We start from the raw sequence: 13,068 nt of genomic DNA on the forward strand, positions 1-13,068 counted from the left end.
TGGTAATCCTGTGCTATACCAAAATTCAGACAGATAGACTTAGCATGGCCAATATGCAGATAACCATTCGGCTCAGGCGGAAACCGGGTTTGTACTGCTTGATGCTTGCCGGATGCTAAATCGGTATCAATAATTTGCCGGATAAAATTGCTGGGGCGATGTTCTGCGTCCGCCATAAAATACGTTGTCCTTTTTCTCACTGGAACTTCATTCAGATGCGGCATTATAGCAGCAGAAACAAGGCTGACTACTGTCTGCCCTGAGCAATTGAAAAGATTTTACTGCTGAGGTTATTCAGAACTCGTACTTCAGCGCAAAACGAAAGGTACGGTCTATCGTGTCGTTGTCCAGCGCAAACACCATAGCGGCTTCCCATTTCAGTTGTTGTGTTGGACTGAACTTATAAACCCCCATAAAACCCGGCCCGGCACCTTTATAGTTTTCGCCGGAATAAATTTCGACAGAGGGCTGTAACGCCGGCATGAAACGATAACGGTATTGCAGGCGAAATTCTGTTTCCAGCTCTGACGGCACATTCTGCCCCCATTCGTATACCAACAACGCATTTACTGTCAGACTGGTATGCTCAAACTCTTTTTCAACCAATAACCCTGTCGTGAACTCGTTATTGTCTGTTTGCTGGTAATGTTCAACTTCAAACAGCAGCCCCCAGTCCCAGCTGTATTGGCCCTGCTCTGTCAGCATCCAGCGCAATTCTGCTTCATAGCTGGCCAGCGTGTAATCTTCAGGCATGACCCGCTCAGCCAGCAGATAAAATGAAAACGCCATGTTGTTGCCAAGCGAGAAACCGTAGCCAAGCTTTTGCGCCAGTGCATTATTATCGGGATGATCCGTCTGGCGCTGATACAAAGCGCGGTATTCAAACTCCCTTTCAAGTGGTTGTACATAAGGGTGATACACTTTATCAACGACCCTGCCATCTGCCAGTGTCGCTGCACTGAACAGCAATACCAGCAGCATGGCGCCCAGCTGTATCTGTTTCATTGCTTGCCTCTTCGCCATTGCCATAGCGCTAATATCAACACTAAACTTACCAGCCACCCGCCCAGCTGAATCACATCAGGGCTTGCTTCATAACCAAACCATGCCTGAAAAAACACACCTGCTTCGGTCTGTTCACTGACAATCATGCTGCTGTCCCATATCGCTTTGCCAGAGGGCAACCAGTCAATCTGCCCAAGCAAGGTAACTGTTTCAATACCTTGCCTGGCTGCGATCAGCGCCAGCATCAGACCTAATACACGCTGACTGAAGCGCTGCAACTCCGCCAGCAACTGATACCAGATAACTGCAATACTCAGCCCTATTCCGCCGCCCAGCACAGCGCCAAGCCAAAAGCTCTCAGTGCTGTTTTCAGCGCCGATATTCGTCAGACCATAAAGCAACAGGTTAATACCGCACAGCAGCATCTGAGCACTGACGGCAACGACAGCTGCACGGCTATGCGGGAGACGATAAGCACACAACAGAACCAGCGCCGCCAGCGTTGCTAAATGCGCAGCAACAAACAAAAGCTCAAGACCATTACCATCTGCCAACTGTGTAATATCACCCAACCAGGGCGGCAGCAAGATCAGCATTAACAGCGTAAACACTGCGCAGTGCAGCAGCCAGCGCCTGCCGCACTGCAACAGACGTAGTAAAGTAGCAAGCAGCAGTAACACCGGCAGCAACTCTCTGATGTAAACCAGCACCGTGTTAATCAGCATGCTGCACCTGCCGCTTTATCCACTGCGGCTCAGGCAGTACGATCAGTATGCCTTTGGCACTGTCAGGGTGAAAATCACCAAAAAAACCATACTCACCCGCCTGAAGCGGCCCTAAGTACAACACCGCCTCAGACTGTCCCAGCACAACTTTCTCTCTGTTCAGGGCAAAGCTTTCAAACTCTTCCGGCGTAGCATCCTGATTCAGCAACCGTATTTTAATTTTCTGTCCCGCAGGTACATAAAGATGGCTGGGAGAAAACAGATGATCTTTTAGCACCAGAACAAATTCCTCACGCGAAAATACTTCACATGACAACAAAGCACAGCACAACAGGACACTGCGATAAAGTAACGTCATAGCGGCAGGTCCACCCTGACATTCAATCCGCTATCAAATTCAGACTTTGCCAGCGTTATTGTGCCATTGTGCAGTAATACAATGTCTTTCACTATCGCAAGCCCAAGGCCAGAGCCCGGAACACCTGATTGATGCCGGTCTCCTCCTACCCGGTAGAAACGGTTAAATACCTGTTCATATTCTGCTTCTGCAATACCGGGGCCGGAGTCAGCAACTTCAAGCGTGGCGGTTGAATGCGTATAGTGCAGTGTCAGTTTAATCTGCCCGCCGACAGGCGTATATTTAATGGCGTTACCCAATAAATTTGACACCACTAACCGTAATGCGAAGGCATCCGCATTGATCTGCAAATGATCCTCACCTTCGATACTGATTTTTTGCTGCTTTTGCTCCAACTGATTGTAACAATCTGCCACCACTTCGCGGCACAATGCTGCTAAATCGATCGGTTGCATTTTTGCCTGAAAGTTATCCGGATTGGTGCGGTTGAGTAGCATAATTTGTTCAATCAGCTGTCGCATTCGGTCTACACCATCACGTAACGCCTGCATGCTCTCATCAGTTTGCGGCATACCCTGTTGCTGCCAACGTGTTAAGGCGTTGTGCAATGTTATCTCCAGCACACTTAATGGTGTTCTGAGTTCATGTGCCACATCCGAGGCAAAACGCTTCTCCCGCGCAAAGGCTGCAGATAAGCGCTCAAACAAATGATTGGTAGATAATAGTACCGGTGCTAATTCTTGCGGCACCTGCTCAAGCGTAACCGGGGTCAACTCATTCGCTTTACGCGATGTCAGCTCTTTGGAGAACGCATTCAACGGCCGCAAGGCGCGGCTTACCACAAGCCAAATCAACAAAGCCTGTATTGGCAAACTTAGTACAACCGGGTAAATAGAGGCGGTGATCACTTCATCAGCCAATTGCAAACGTTGCTGTAAAGGTTGCGCCACCATAATGTGCCAGCCATTATTACTGCTCTGTGCATACACCCGCCATCGCCTACCGGAAAAATTTTGCTCTGAAAAGCCTTCTGGCGCCAGGATCGGCTCTGCAGGCGCCTGTTCACTGCGATAGCGGATCTGTCCGTGCTGAATCAGCTGCACAGCCATTGCCTGTTCAAAATTGACGCTATCGGCTTGATACTGCTGCATAATGGCAGCTGCGACCAGTTGTAGGTCCTGATCAAACAGCTCCCGCGCTCTGTCGGCGCTTAAACGGTAACTTTGAAGCGCAGCCAGAAAACTGGTAAGTACCAGCAGCGCAATCAGCACCGAAATAAGGTAACGACGAACAGATGTCATAGCCTGGCGACACTGTACCCTACACCGCGTACCGTGCGGATAAACTCATCAGGCAGCTTTTTACGCAGGTTTGAGATATGCACCTCCAACGCATTACTGGCCACTTCCTCTCCCCAGCTATACAGGCTTGCTTCCAGTTGCTCGCGGGTTTTAACCCGGCCAGCCGACTCCATCAACTCTTTTAGCAACACGTACTCACGGCGGGATAAAGACACCGAACGTCCGTCATAGTGTAACTGCATCGCACTGGTATCAAGCTCAACGTCACCACAGCGGACAAGATGGCTTGACGCTGTACCAAGCCGGCGCTCTATCACCCGCAGACGGGCAAACAGCTCCGGCGCAGCAAAGGGTTTCACCAGATAATCATCTGCGCCAAGATCCAGGCCTTTAATCCGCTCATCAAGCCCATCGCGCGCAGTTAAAATCAGCACCGGCATACGCTGCTGCTTTTGCCGCAGCTGTTTTAGTACCGATAAACCATCAATATCAGGCAAACCCAAATCCAGGATCACGGCATCGCAGTCACCGGCGCGGATCACGGTTAAGGCCTGCTGACCATTACCGACGGCGTTTACGGCAAAACCCTGTACACTTAGTGCCTGCTGCAAGCCTTCCCGCAGCGCGGCGTCATCTTCAACCAACAGTAGTCGCATTGTTCCTCTCAGGTGCTATTTCAGCTTTTTCGCCAGCTTGCGCTCCAGCGTAGCGATCTCCTGCTGCCGGCCACTATCTGCCAGTGGCCGCTCCGGCCGGGCCGGTGCCTGCTTGGCTATTTGAAGATAGCGCATTGCCGCTTTGTAGTCGCGCTCTTCTGTCAAAAATTCTGCATAAAAATAATTAGGATCAATACCTTGTGGATTAAGTTCCAATGCTTTCGTCAGCAGCTTTCGCGCTTTTTTATCACTGCCAAACCCCACCGGCCAGCCTGGCACTTTGTAGTACAAGACGCCAAGGCTGGTGTAAGCCGATCCCTGCAGTGCAGTAGCATCCAGCGCAATCGCCTGTTCTAAATCTGCTTTTGACTTTTCGGTCAGCGACAAAGCGCCAAGCCCACCTTTAGCACCCGCATAGCTGGAGGTGATAATCCCACGCCAGATGTAAGCTTCGGCTTTATCGGCATTCGCTGCAACCACAGCATCGGCTTGTGTTAGTAAGTCAGCAAATGCCTGTTCGCGCTTATCTTGGTCAAGCTGGTAATTAACCTCAGCCCAGCGCTGTTGCAATGGCTTAATATCAGCCAGTACATCTGCATGCACATCCGGTATTGCAATAAACGCAGCCAGTACAACCCCTGCTAATATTTTCATACTAAACCCCCACACTGTTTTTTGCTGTAGCTGAACGGAAATATTGCTTGATTTGTTTAAGCTTGCTGCCAAGTGCACGGTCAACAAGGCCGGGCAGCAGTGCATTTAAACGGATAAATATATTCTCGGCAGTACCGAGGTAACGCCTTTTATCACCATTGACCAGTTGCTCTATCAACGCTTTAGCAACCTGCTCCGGTAAATCGACGCCCTGCCCCAGAGCCTGGTTTAACGCATCAACTTCGGGTGAATTTATGGCGGTTCTGGTCGCTCGGGGTGCAAGATAAAGCACCTGTACTTTGCTATCGGCCAGCTCGCGTTGTAATGCCTCGGTATAACCACGAAGACCAAACTTGCTGGCACAGTAACCGCTAAAACCGGCGTAACCAATGCTACCGAAGGTAGAGCCAACATTTAAAACGGTGCCAGCGCGCTGTTTAAGCATCGGCATAAACAATTGAGTGAGTTGCATAGGCGAAAGCAGATTGGTCGTTAATAACGCGGCAAAGTCTTGCTCGGTATGCGCCGAGAACTGACTGATCCCGGCGTTGTTGATAAGTATGTCTATATCTCCTGCCGCTGCGCACAGCGCATACAGCGCCTGACGATTTTGCTCGTCATTCAGATCTGCAGCAAAAGGATATACCCTGCCTTGAGCAGCCGAGGCTAACTGATTTAGCGCCGTCTCATCACGCCCTGTCACCACAACTTCAGCGCCGCTTACCAGCAAAAGCTGAAGCATGGCTTTACCAATACCACCAGTGGCGCCGGTTAGCAGCACACGTTTGCCCTGTATGCTGTTCATGCGACCTGCTCCAGTTTGCGAAGACCATGCGGCTGTTCCAGCGAACGGAAAATATCACCGTACAGACGGTAAAACCGCTTTGCCGCATGCACTATCACAGCCTGTTCATCCTCTGCGCTAATCTTGTTCATCAGATTTTCGTAAAACTTAATATGCTCCTGATCAAGAGCGCCGTGCGAGTTAAGATAGGAAAAGGCTTTACGCGGTAAATCCAGCTTAGAGCTGATCTGGCTGGCTGCCTGTTCCGCCAGATTAATGGATGTGCCTTCCAGTACCAAAACCATACCAAAGAACGCTAAGGGGCTGGTGCGACGGATAGCATCGTAGGCGTACGCCACCATTATTTCCGTCTCAAATGCTGGTTTACTTTGCCGGGCCTGTTCCTTATCAAAGCCACAGGCTGCAATGTCATTCAGCACCCACTCCTGATGCCCCAACTCTTCTTCAATGTATTCAGCTACTGCTTCGCGTAGCCACTCCTGCCGTTCTGGTAAACCGGCGCCCACAGCCATAAGCAGCGGTACCGTATGCTTAACATGATGATATGCCTGTTGTAAAAATGCGACGTAATGATCCAAGGTAAAATCACCGGTAAAACAACGCTGTATCATAGGTGCACTTAGCAGGTAATTCCGCTCTTCAGTGGTTGCGTCAAGCAGAGACTGATAAAAGTTCATACTTCTCTCCTGTTACATCAAACTGTTGTGAATAAAGCTCTGAAATAATGCTGCGGTAGTGCTGCGTAATTACACTGCGGCGTAACCGGCCATTGTCGGTTAATGTGCCCTGAGCGGTGCTAAATGGCTCATGCAAGCGATGATATGCAATAACTCTGGCGTAATCCGGCAAAATATCGTTGGCACGTTGCACTGCAGTGGCAAGCTCAGTATCTGTCACCGCTGGCGGCGCATATAACAACGCACTGCAGTAAGGCTGCGCCTCGCCCAGCACGATAGCCTGTTGCACGCTGCCGCTGTCGGTTAAAACTGACTCCACCCACTCTGGCGAGATATTACGACCAAAACTATTGATCAACAGGTTTTTACGCCGGCCTAGAATGCGCAGCCCTCCCTGCTCTGTCCACTGCGCCAGATCACCGGTAAACACCTGGCTGCTCGCCGAGCCCGCGTCGCCCAGATAACCGAGAAAAGGCGTATTTACCACCAGTTCGCCATCGATTATCTGCACATCCCGGCATGCCAACGGCAGGCCAACACTGTCACCGGCGTCTGACGGCATAACATCGGATAATGCCACCACAGAGCCGCATTCACTCAGGCCATAGCCCTGATACACTGGCAAACCCAGTGCCGATGCCTTTTGTAGTGTCCCGGCCGAAACGTACGCCCCGCCAACGGCTATAAATTCGAGGCTTGCCGGTACTTTCCAGCCATGCTGTGCGGCGGCGATCAGCATCTTCAGCAGTTCAGGTACCACTATCAGGCTTTTGGGCTGTGTTTTGCTGATAAGTGCCAGCATAGCTTGTGGCTCAGTCAGGCGGCTGCCGCTGAACCCCCGCAGCGGATCTGCCGCAATCATAACCTCACCGCCAGAGAGCAAAGGCGCATATATCCCCGCGATATTCTCCAGCAGTGTCGGTAAAGGTAACAGGCAAAGATGCCGTGGCTGACCATTGCAAATATGCTCAACCCTGGCTTTTAGTGCCAGCGCAACATCGAGCTGACTGCGCTCTGACAGACATACGCCTTTGGGCGACCCGGTTGAGCCTGATGTAAACGTTATCTTTTGAGTACCCGCTGGTACAGCGACGTTTCGCGTAACTGAACGACGGTATAACAACATACCATCAAACTCTTCCAGTAAACTGCAATGAACATCCTCAATGTCATGATCGCTTAACCATAAATCCGGCTGTAACGCATCCAGTACTGCAGCTCTTTGTGATTCACTAAGGTAAGTCGGTAGTGGCGTCAGCATGATATTGGCTGTTAAACAGGCCAAATCAGCCAGTACCCAGTTTATTGAACTGTCGGCAGTGAGAATAATGCGCTTGCCACCATAACCGACTAATAACATTTTCCACTGCTCAAGCTTGTTATTTATTGCGTGGTGATCCAGCCCGATACCTGTTTGAGCATCAATCAACCGGGCACCATCTGGTAATGAAAACGTCATCATTTCGCCTCCTTCAGGGTATCAACCAGTGCGTGCAACTGCGGCCAGTGCCGGAATATCAACTGTTGCAGCCGTGAGTCGTCCTGAATACGCTCGCTCGCCTGAGCCACGCTAAGTAGGCAAACCTCAGGTTTACTCTGGTAATAACTGCCCCACGCTTTTGCCTTTTCTCCCAAACAATCTGGGTTAGCTGCCACCAGCTCTTTAAGTGCAATACCATGACGGCGCAGTAAGCGTTTAAGATCCGACGTAGCAGAAAACAGCAAATGCTTTACACCAAGCTGGTACAATGCCTGTACCATCAGCACAAACAGCTGCATCAGTGCTTGTCGGTTTTGTGCGTATAAATGGCCAATTTCAGCGATGTCTTCACGCTGGCAGTTAAAGCCATGCTGTTGCAATGTATGCTCTGCCGTTAGCGGGAGATATTGCTCGGTAAAAAGCTGGCCTTCAGATGCAAAGCGAATACCCAGTACTGCCTGCCACTGCTCAGATAACAACACTCCAAGCAGATGGGGCATAAAATGTTGCACATTGGCCTGATAGTGTCTGGCAAAACCAGTGGCAATAAATTGCTGCAACGTGTGACGCTCAGCATGATAGGGTTCGACAAGGTGTAAGACACCATGGATAGCGTCATCTGAAGGCTGATGAACAGATGGCAATACCGCTGCAGACAAGGTGTTTTCGCTATTCAGATATGACTCGGCACTGCGCATTAAACTGGTCATAACGGGCTCCTGTTTTACCGTTATAACCAGTGTGCAGCACTAAACTTAAAGTAGTCTTAAGGAATAAAAATCCAGTAGTTCAGCGCTTTTCAACGCTGACATAGCAATTGGTCAACGGCGCTGATACAACTCTGCAGCCGCTGATAATAGTCAGGCGCCTCTATTACTACAAAACGGTTGATATCAAAACCGTATTGCTGATAAAGCGCCATCAGCTGGTCGAAACTGAGTGTACGCGTAGCGGGGTCGCCCAGCTCCCGCATACCATCAGCCACCCAGGGTACAGTGGGTTTAAGCGCTATTACCAGATCGTACTTGTCTGCATCGATAAAGCTTTCAACCCTGTCAGCAACTTCACCTAAGAAAATTTTACTGAAAAATGCAGTCACCACAGCGTCTGTGTCAAAAAAACATACTTTATTTGCGGTTCTGAGCGCCTTGAGATCCTGCTCGTACTGTAAATGCGCTATGCGGTTAAAATCCTCAAGGTCAAATAAATCGCCATTTCCGCCGACAACATCGTGCTGATAATCGCGACCCAGCTCTTCAGACCACGACGAACAATACACCTTCGCCAGCTTGCGCGTCAGCGTGGTTTTGCCGCATGATTCAGGGCCAGTGATGAGTACTTTACGGGCAAAGAAAGGCCGGGCGGCACCGGCAATATAATCCCAGTGTTTATAAGGATGTTCACGGATCTCGGTGCCGCTTATCGGCCACTGTGTCCGCTGCGGATCTAAAACCTGATACTCGACATCAGGAAAATGCTGCTGATGGCCGCTACGATAACTCTCTTCGCCACCAAAAATAACACTGAATGATTCAGGCACGGTTTGCTTAAGTTTAACTGCATAGTCTCCCCAACCGGCCGGGAAAGGCGCGCTCGCGCTATCATCCTGCAACAAAACGTCTATACCCAACCCCTGTAACTCCTGTGATAACCAGCGCTGACGCAGCACACCACTTATATAAGCTAAACCGGCGTCACGGCACAATTCGCCATCTTCAGCAATGCGCTCACTGACAACGACATAAAGCTTGTCACACAAAGCATGAGCACGCAGTATCGCCGTTATGTGACCGCGGTGAGGCGGTAAAAATTTGCCAGGGAAAACACCAACTCTCATGCATAAACCTCAGCTGATAAAAATAATATTGGCACCCTACACTTAAATACCGGAAAACACTATGCTGTGCCGCCAGTTTTCAGCCGTCCCAATCAGTGTTAAACGGAAAACGCCGGGCCCAAAAATCTTTTAATTGCACCAAGCCGTCCACTCGCCTTACGACCTCAGCCATACCTGGCGCAACCTGATAAAACCGCCGTCGCCCTGGCGTCCAGCGGCTCGCCACAGTGACGTAGATGTCTAGCACTGACATTTGCTGGCCAAGCAAAAACAGCTGCGGTGTCAGCTGTGAATCCATGACATTCCAGCAATGGGCGATACGGTCTGCAGTGCGCTGCAGAAGCTCAGGGTAAACGGCTTTGTTGTCACCGGCTATACGTTCCGGTTCATCCCTTACCCAATACATAGAATAGATTGCCGCAGGTATAAAACTCATCCAACGTAAAAACTGCGCCCGCGTGGCACAACCGGGCTTAGGAGCCAGATTAGCTTCAGGATGTTGTTCGGTTAACCACAACAAAATTGCCGCGCTTTCAGTTATCACTTCACCTTGCGTAGTGACTAACACCGGTAACTGCGCCATGGGGTTTACCGGTGTTACTTTAGCCCGCTCTGCTTCACCTTCCCAGGTTGGCGCTTCAACCAGGACCTGATAAGGCACTTCCATCAATTCAAGTACGGCTTCAATGGCAACTGGACCTGAACCGGCTGCACCATAAATGTTGTACATCCAGCCTCCGTGATAGCAATTTCAGCTTATAAAAAAACCCGCTGTATTAGCGGGTCTTTTAAAACATAGCTTAGTAGTCTATTACCAGCCAGTGATTTCTTTCAGTGCTTTACCGATGTCAGCTAAGCTCTTAACCGTTTTCACGCCGGCATCTTCCAGCGCTGCAAATTTCTCATCCGCAGTACCTTTACCGCCAGAGATAATCGCACCAGCATGGCCCATGCGCTTACCAGCAGGTGCAGTAACACCAGCGATGTAAGATACAACAGGTTTAGTCACGTTAGCTTTGATGAACGCAGCCGCTTCTTCTTCTGCAGAACCACCGATTTCACCGATCATGACGATGGCTTCAGTTTGTGGATCTTCCTGGAATAACTTCAGAATATCGATGAAGTTAGAGCCTGGGATTGGATCACCACCGATACCAACACAGGTAGACTGGCCGAAACCGTAATCAGTAGTTTGTTTTACCGCTTCATACGTCAGAGTACCTGAACGTGACACGATACCTACTTTACCTGGCTTGTGAATGTGACCTGGCATGATACCAATTTTACATTCGCCCGGCGTGATAACGCCCGGGCAGTTAGGGCCGATTAAGCGTACGCCTAATTCGTCACACTTAACTTTGGCATCCAGCATATCCAGAGTTGGAATACCTTCAGTGATACAAACGATCAGTTTGATACCGCCGTTAGCAGCTTCCAGGATAGAATCTTTACAGAAAGCAGCTGGTACGTAGATCACTGATGCTTCTGCGCCAGTTGCTTCTACCGCTTCTTTGACAGTGTTGAACACTGGCAGGCCTAAATGCGTTTGACCGCCTTTACCTGGTGTTACACCGCCAACCATCTTAGTACCGTAAGCAATGGCTTGCTCAGAGTGGAAAGTACCCTGTGCACCAGTGAAACCCTGACAAATTACTTTGGTATCTTTATTAATTAAAACGCTCATTGCTTACCCCTTATGCCTTAGCCGCTGCAGCTACAACTTTCTGTGCAGCGCCAGTCAGGTCTGTATCAGCGATAATGTTCAGCCCGCTTTCAGACAGCACTTTCGCACCCAGTTCTGCATTGTTACCTTGCAGGCGAACAACTACCGGTACTTTAACGCCAACTTCTTTCACTGCGCCAATTACGCCTTCAGCGATCATGTCACAACGCACGATACCACCGAAGATGTTGATGAATACGGCTTTAACAGCGTCATCAGACAGGATAATTTTGAATGCTTCAACTACGCGCTCTTTAGTCGCGCCGCCGCCAACGTCCAGGAAGTTAGCTGGTTGGCCACCATGCAGTTTAACGATGTCCATCGTGCCCATTGCCAGGCCTGCACCGTTAACCATACAACCAATGTCGCCACCTAAAGCAACATAGTTCAGCTCCCATGAAGCAGCGTGCGCTTCACGTGGATCTTCCTGTGATGGATCCTGCATTTCTTTCAGTTCAGGGTGACGGTATAAAGCGTTACCATCAATAACCAGTTTTGCATCTAAACAGTGCAGGTCGCCAGCTGGCGTGATAACCAGTGGGTTAACTTCTAACAGCGCCAGATCTTTTTCCTGGAACAATTTAGCCAGACCCATGAAAATTTTCACGAATTGGTTAACTTGCTTACCTTCTAAGCCCAGTTTGAACGCTAATTCACGGCCCTGAAACGGCTGAGCGCCAACCAACGGGTCGATAGTGGCTTTTAAAATTTTCTCAGGGGTTTCGTGGGCAACTTTTTCAATTTCCACACCACCTTCGGTAGAAGCCATAAACACGATACGACGTGAAGAACGGTCTACTACAGCACCTAAGTACAGTTCTTTTGCGATATCTGTACAGGTTTCAACCAGGATACGGCTTACCGGCTGACCTTTTTCGTCTGTTTGGTAAGTAACCAGGTTCTTGCCCAGCCATTTTTCTGCGAACGCGCGGATTTCATCTTTGCTCTTAACCAGCTTTACACCGCCCGCTTTACCACGGCCACCGGCGTGAACCTGAGCCTTGACAACAAACATGTCGCCGCCGATTTTATCTGCAGCTGCTACCGCTTCTTCAACTGTAGCTGCGGCAATGCCTTTAGATACAGGCAAACCATATTGGGCAAACAGTTGCTTACCCTGATACTCGTGCAAATTCATGGCTATTTTCCGTTCATTTGAATATGGAGACTGCCCTTTTGGTGCAGCCTGACTTTTGATCGGCGCATATTATAGTGCCAACCGGTTCGATAAAAAATGCTGTTGTCCTAAAACAACAGCATTTTTACTTACTTTTTTTTGAATATTTAGATATCCAGCAGGATACGCGTTGGATCTTCCAACAATTCTTTGATGGTTACCAGGAAGCCTACAGACTCTTTACCATCGATAATACGGTGATCATATGACAGTGCCAGGTACATCATTGGCAGAATTTCCATCTTGCCATCAACGACCATTACGCGGTCCTGAATTTTGTGCATACCCAAAATGGCAGACTGTGGTGGGTTGATAATTGGCGTAGACATCAGTGAACCGAACACACCACCGTTAGTGATGGTGAAGTTACCACCGGTTAAATCGTCCATCGCCAGCTTACCGTCGCGACCTTTAATCGCTAAGTCTTTAATCGCTTTTTCGATTTCAGCCAGGTTCATCTTGTCGCAGTCACGCAGTACAGGTGTAACCAGGCCACGTGGCGTAGACACCGCAATGCTGACATCGAAGAAGTTATGATAAACGATATCGTCTCCGTCAATAGCAGCATTTACTTCAGGGAAACGCTTCAGCGCTTCAGTTACCGCTTTAACATAGAACGACATAAAGCCTAAACGGATACCGTGACGCTTTTCAAACACGTCCTGATACT

The 13,068-nt window shown here is 49.5% G+C and carries 16 protein-coding genes; all 16 read right to left on the reverse strand.

All coding sequences use genetic code 11. The features are described from left to right. Positions 1 to 176: glutamate--tRNA ligase family protein (locus VIN66_RS12415; RefSeq protein WP_331924283.1), on the reverse strand; the 176-nt coding region annotated here is incomplete at its 3' end. 118 nt (positions 177 to 294) lie between these two features. Then, positions 295 to 1,005 (reverse strand): hypothetical protein, encoded by a 711-nt coding sequence (locus VIN66_RS12420; protein ID WP_331924270.1) that lies wholly within the window; start codon positions 1,003 to 1,005, stop codon positions 295 to 297. After that, positions 1,002 to 1,730, reverse strand: coding sequence for a hypothetical protein (locus VIN66_RS12425; protein WP_331924271.1), 729 nt, complete (start codon positions 1,728 to 1,730; stop codon positions 1,002 to 1,004). The genes VIN66_RS12420 and VIN66_RS12425 overlap by 4 nt, the downstream gene beginning before the upstream one ends. Beyond that, on the reverse strand, positions 1,720 to 2,088 hold the full coding sequence (locus tag VIN66_RS12430) for a cupredoxin domain-containing protein (protein WP_331924272.1): 369 nt from the start codon (positions 2,086 to 2,088) through the stop codon (positions 1,720 to 1,722). The genes VIN66_RS12425 and VIN66_RS12430 overlap by 11 nt, the downstream gene beginning before the upstream one ends. Continuing rightward, positions 2,085 to 3,389, reverse strand: coding sequence for an ATP-binding protein (locus tag VIN66_RS12435; protein ID WP_331924273.1), 1,305 nt, complete (start codon positions 3,387 to 3,389; stop codon positions 2,085 to 2,087). Before VIN66_RS12435 ends, VIN66_RS12430 begins: the two co-directional genes overlap by 4 nt. Next, on the reverse strand, positions 3,386 to 4,045 hold the full coding sequence (locus VIN66_RS12440; RefSeq protein ID WP_331924274.1) for a response regulator: 660 nt from the start codon (positions 4,043 to 4,045) through the stop codon (positions 3,386 to 3,388). The genes VIN66_RS12435 and VIN66_RS12440 overlap by 4 nt, the downstream gene beginning before the upstream one ends. A gap of 15 nt (positions 4,046 to 4,060) precedes the next feature. Next, on the reverse strand, positions 4,061 to 4,699 hold the full coding sequence (locus VIN66_RS12445; RefSeq protein ID WP_331924275.1) for a hypothetical protein: 639 nt from the start codon (positions 4,697 to 4,699) through the stop codon (positions 4,061 to 4,063). Between the two features lies 1 nt (position 4,700). After that, positions 4,701 to 5,504, reverse strand: a complete 804-nt coding sequence (locus tag VIN66_RS12450) for an SDR family oxidoreductase (RefSeq protein ID WP_331924276.1) — start codon at positions 5,502 to 5,504, stop codon at positions 4,701 to 4,703. Continuing rightward, a complete protein-coding gene (locus tag VIN66_RS12455) occupies positions 5,501 to 6,181 on the reverse strand; it encodes an iron-containing redox enzyme family protein (RefSeq protein WP_331924277.1) in 681 nt (226 codons plus the stop codon). The genes VIN66_RS12450 and VIN66_RS12455 overlap by 4 nt, the downstream gene beginning before the upstream one ends. Continuing rightward, the gene (locus tag VIN66_RS12460; RefSeq protein WP_331924278.1) at positions 6,156 to 7,643 is read right to left on the reverse strand and encodes an AMP-binding protein; all 1,488 of its coding nucleotides are present in this window, start codon (positions 7,641 to 7,643) and stop codon (positions 6,156 to 6,158) included. Before VIN66_RS12460 ends, VIN66_RS12455 begins: the two co-directional genes overlap by 26 nt. Then, entirely contained in the window at positions 7,640 to 8,371 is a 732-nt protein-coding gene (locus VIN66_RS12465) for a thermostable hemolysin (protein WP_331924279.1), read from the reverse strand. The genes VIN66_RS12460 and VIN66_RS12465 overlap by 4 nt, the downstream gene beginning before the upstream one ends. 89 nt (positions 8,372 to 8,460) lie before the next feature. Then, positions 8,461 to 9,498, reverse strand: coding sequence for a multifunctional transcriptional regulator/nicotinamide-nucleotide adenylyltransferase/ribosylnicotinamide kinase NadR (gene nadR / locus VIN66_RS12470; protein ID WP_331924280.1), 1,038 nt, complete (start codon positions 9,496 to 9,498; stop codon positions 8,461 to 8,463). Between the two features lie 79 nt (positions 9,499 to 9,577). Continuing rightward, positions 9,578 to 10,228 carry a glutathione S-transferase family protein gene (locus tag VIN66_RS12475; protein WP_331924281.1) on the reverse strand — a complete coding sequence of 217 codons (651 nt, stop codon included), beginning with the start codon at positions 10,226 to 10,228 and terminating at the stop codon, positions 9,578 to 9,580. Positions 10,229 to 10,309: 81 nt separating this feature from the next. Further along, positions 10,310 to 11,182, reverse strand: coding sequence for a succinate--CoA ligase subunit alpha (gene sucD / locus VIN66_RS12480; protein ID WP_134054476.1), 873 nt, complete (start codon positions 11,180 to 11,182; stop codon positions 10,310 to 10,312). A gap of 10 nt (positions 11,183 to 11,192) precedes the next feature. Continuing rightward, entirely contained in the window at positions 11,193 to 12,359 is a 1,167-nt protein-coding gene (sucC, locus tag VIN66_RS12485) for an ADP-forming succinate--CoA ligase subunit beta (protein ID WP_134054474.1), read from the reverse strand. A gap of 146 nt (positions 12,360 to 12,505) precedes the next feature. Next, positions 12,506 to 13,068, reverse strand: a 563-nt coding sequence (locus VIN66_RS12490) for a 2-oxo acid dehydrogenase subunit E2 (RefSeq protein ID WP_331924282.1), incomplete at its 5' end; no start/stop codon positions are given.

This window comes from Rheinheimera sp., assembly GCF_036568245.1.
Lineage (GTDB): Bacteria > Pseudomonadota > Gammaproteobacteria > Enterobacterales > Alteromonadaceae > Alishewanella.

What these genes read in the sequence shown, in the direction of transcription:
- VIN66_RS12460 (WP_331924278.1), bottom strand. Translation starts at nt 7,643, where the DNA reads ATGATGACGTTTTCATTACCAGATGGTGCCCGGTTGATTGATGCTCAA.
- sucD (WP_134054476.1), bottom strand. Translation starts at nt 11,182, where the DNA reads ATGAGCGTTTTAATTAATAAAGATACCAAAGTAATTTGTCAGGGTTTC.
- VIN66_RS12455 (WP_331924277.1), bottom strand. Translation starts at nt 6,181, where the DNA reads ATGAACTTTTATCAGTCTCTGCTTGACGCAACCACTGAAGAGCGGAAT.
- VIN66_RS12465 (WP_331924279.1), bottom strand. Translation starts at nt 8,371, where the DNA reads ATGACCAGTTTAATGCGCAGTGCCGAGTCATATCTGAATAGCGAAAAC.
- VIN66_RS12440 (WP_331924274.1), bottom strand. Translation starts at nt 4,045, where the DNA reads ATGCGACTACTGTTGGTTGAAGATGACGCCGCGCTGCGGGAAGGCTTG.
- VIN66_RS12425 (WP_331924271.1), bottom strand. Translation starts at nt 1,730, where the DNA reads ATGCTGATTAACACGGTGCTGGTTTACATCAGAGAGTTGCTGCCGGTG.
- VIN66_RS12445 (WP_331924275.1), bottom strand. Translation starts at nt 4,699, where the DNA reads ATGAAAATATTAGCAGGGGTTGTACTGGCTGCGTTTATTGCAATACCG.
- nadR (WP_331924280.1), bottom strand. Translation starts at nt 9,498, where the DNA reads ATGAGAGTTGGTGTTTTCCCTGGCAAATTTTTACCGCCTCACCGCGGT.
- sucC (WP_134054474.1), bottom strand. Translation starts at nt 12,359, where the DNA reads ATGAATTTGCACGAGTATCAGGGTAAGCAACTGTTTGCCCAATATGGT.
- VIN66_RS12420 (WP_331924270.1), bottom strand. Translation starts at nt 1,005, where the DNA reads ATGAAACAGATACAGCTGGGCGCCATGCTGCTGGTATTGCTGTTCAGT.
- VIN66_RS12450 (WP_331924276.1), bottom strand. Translation starts at nt 5,504, where the DNA reads ATGAACAGCATACAGGGCAAACGTGTGCTGCTAACCGGCGCCACTGGT.
- VIN66_RS12430 (WP_331924272.1), bottom strand. Translation starts at nt 2,088, where the DNA reads ATGACGTTACTTTATCGCAGTGTCCTGTTGTGCTGTGCTTTGTTGTCA.
- VIN66_RS12435 (WP_331924273.1), bottom strand. Translation starts at nt 3,389, where the DNA reads ATGACATCTGTTCGTCGTTACCTTATTTCGGTGCTGATTGCGCTGCTG.
- VIN66_RS12475 (WP_331924281.1), bottom strand. Translation starts at nt 10,228, where the DNA reads ATGTACAACATTTATGGTGCAGCCGGTTCAGGTCCAGTTGCCATTGAA.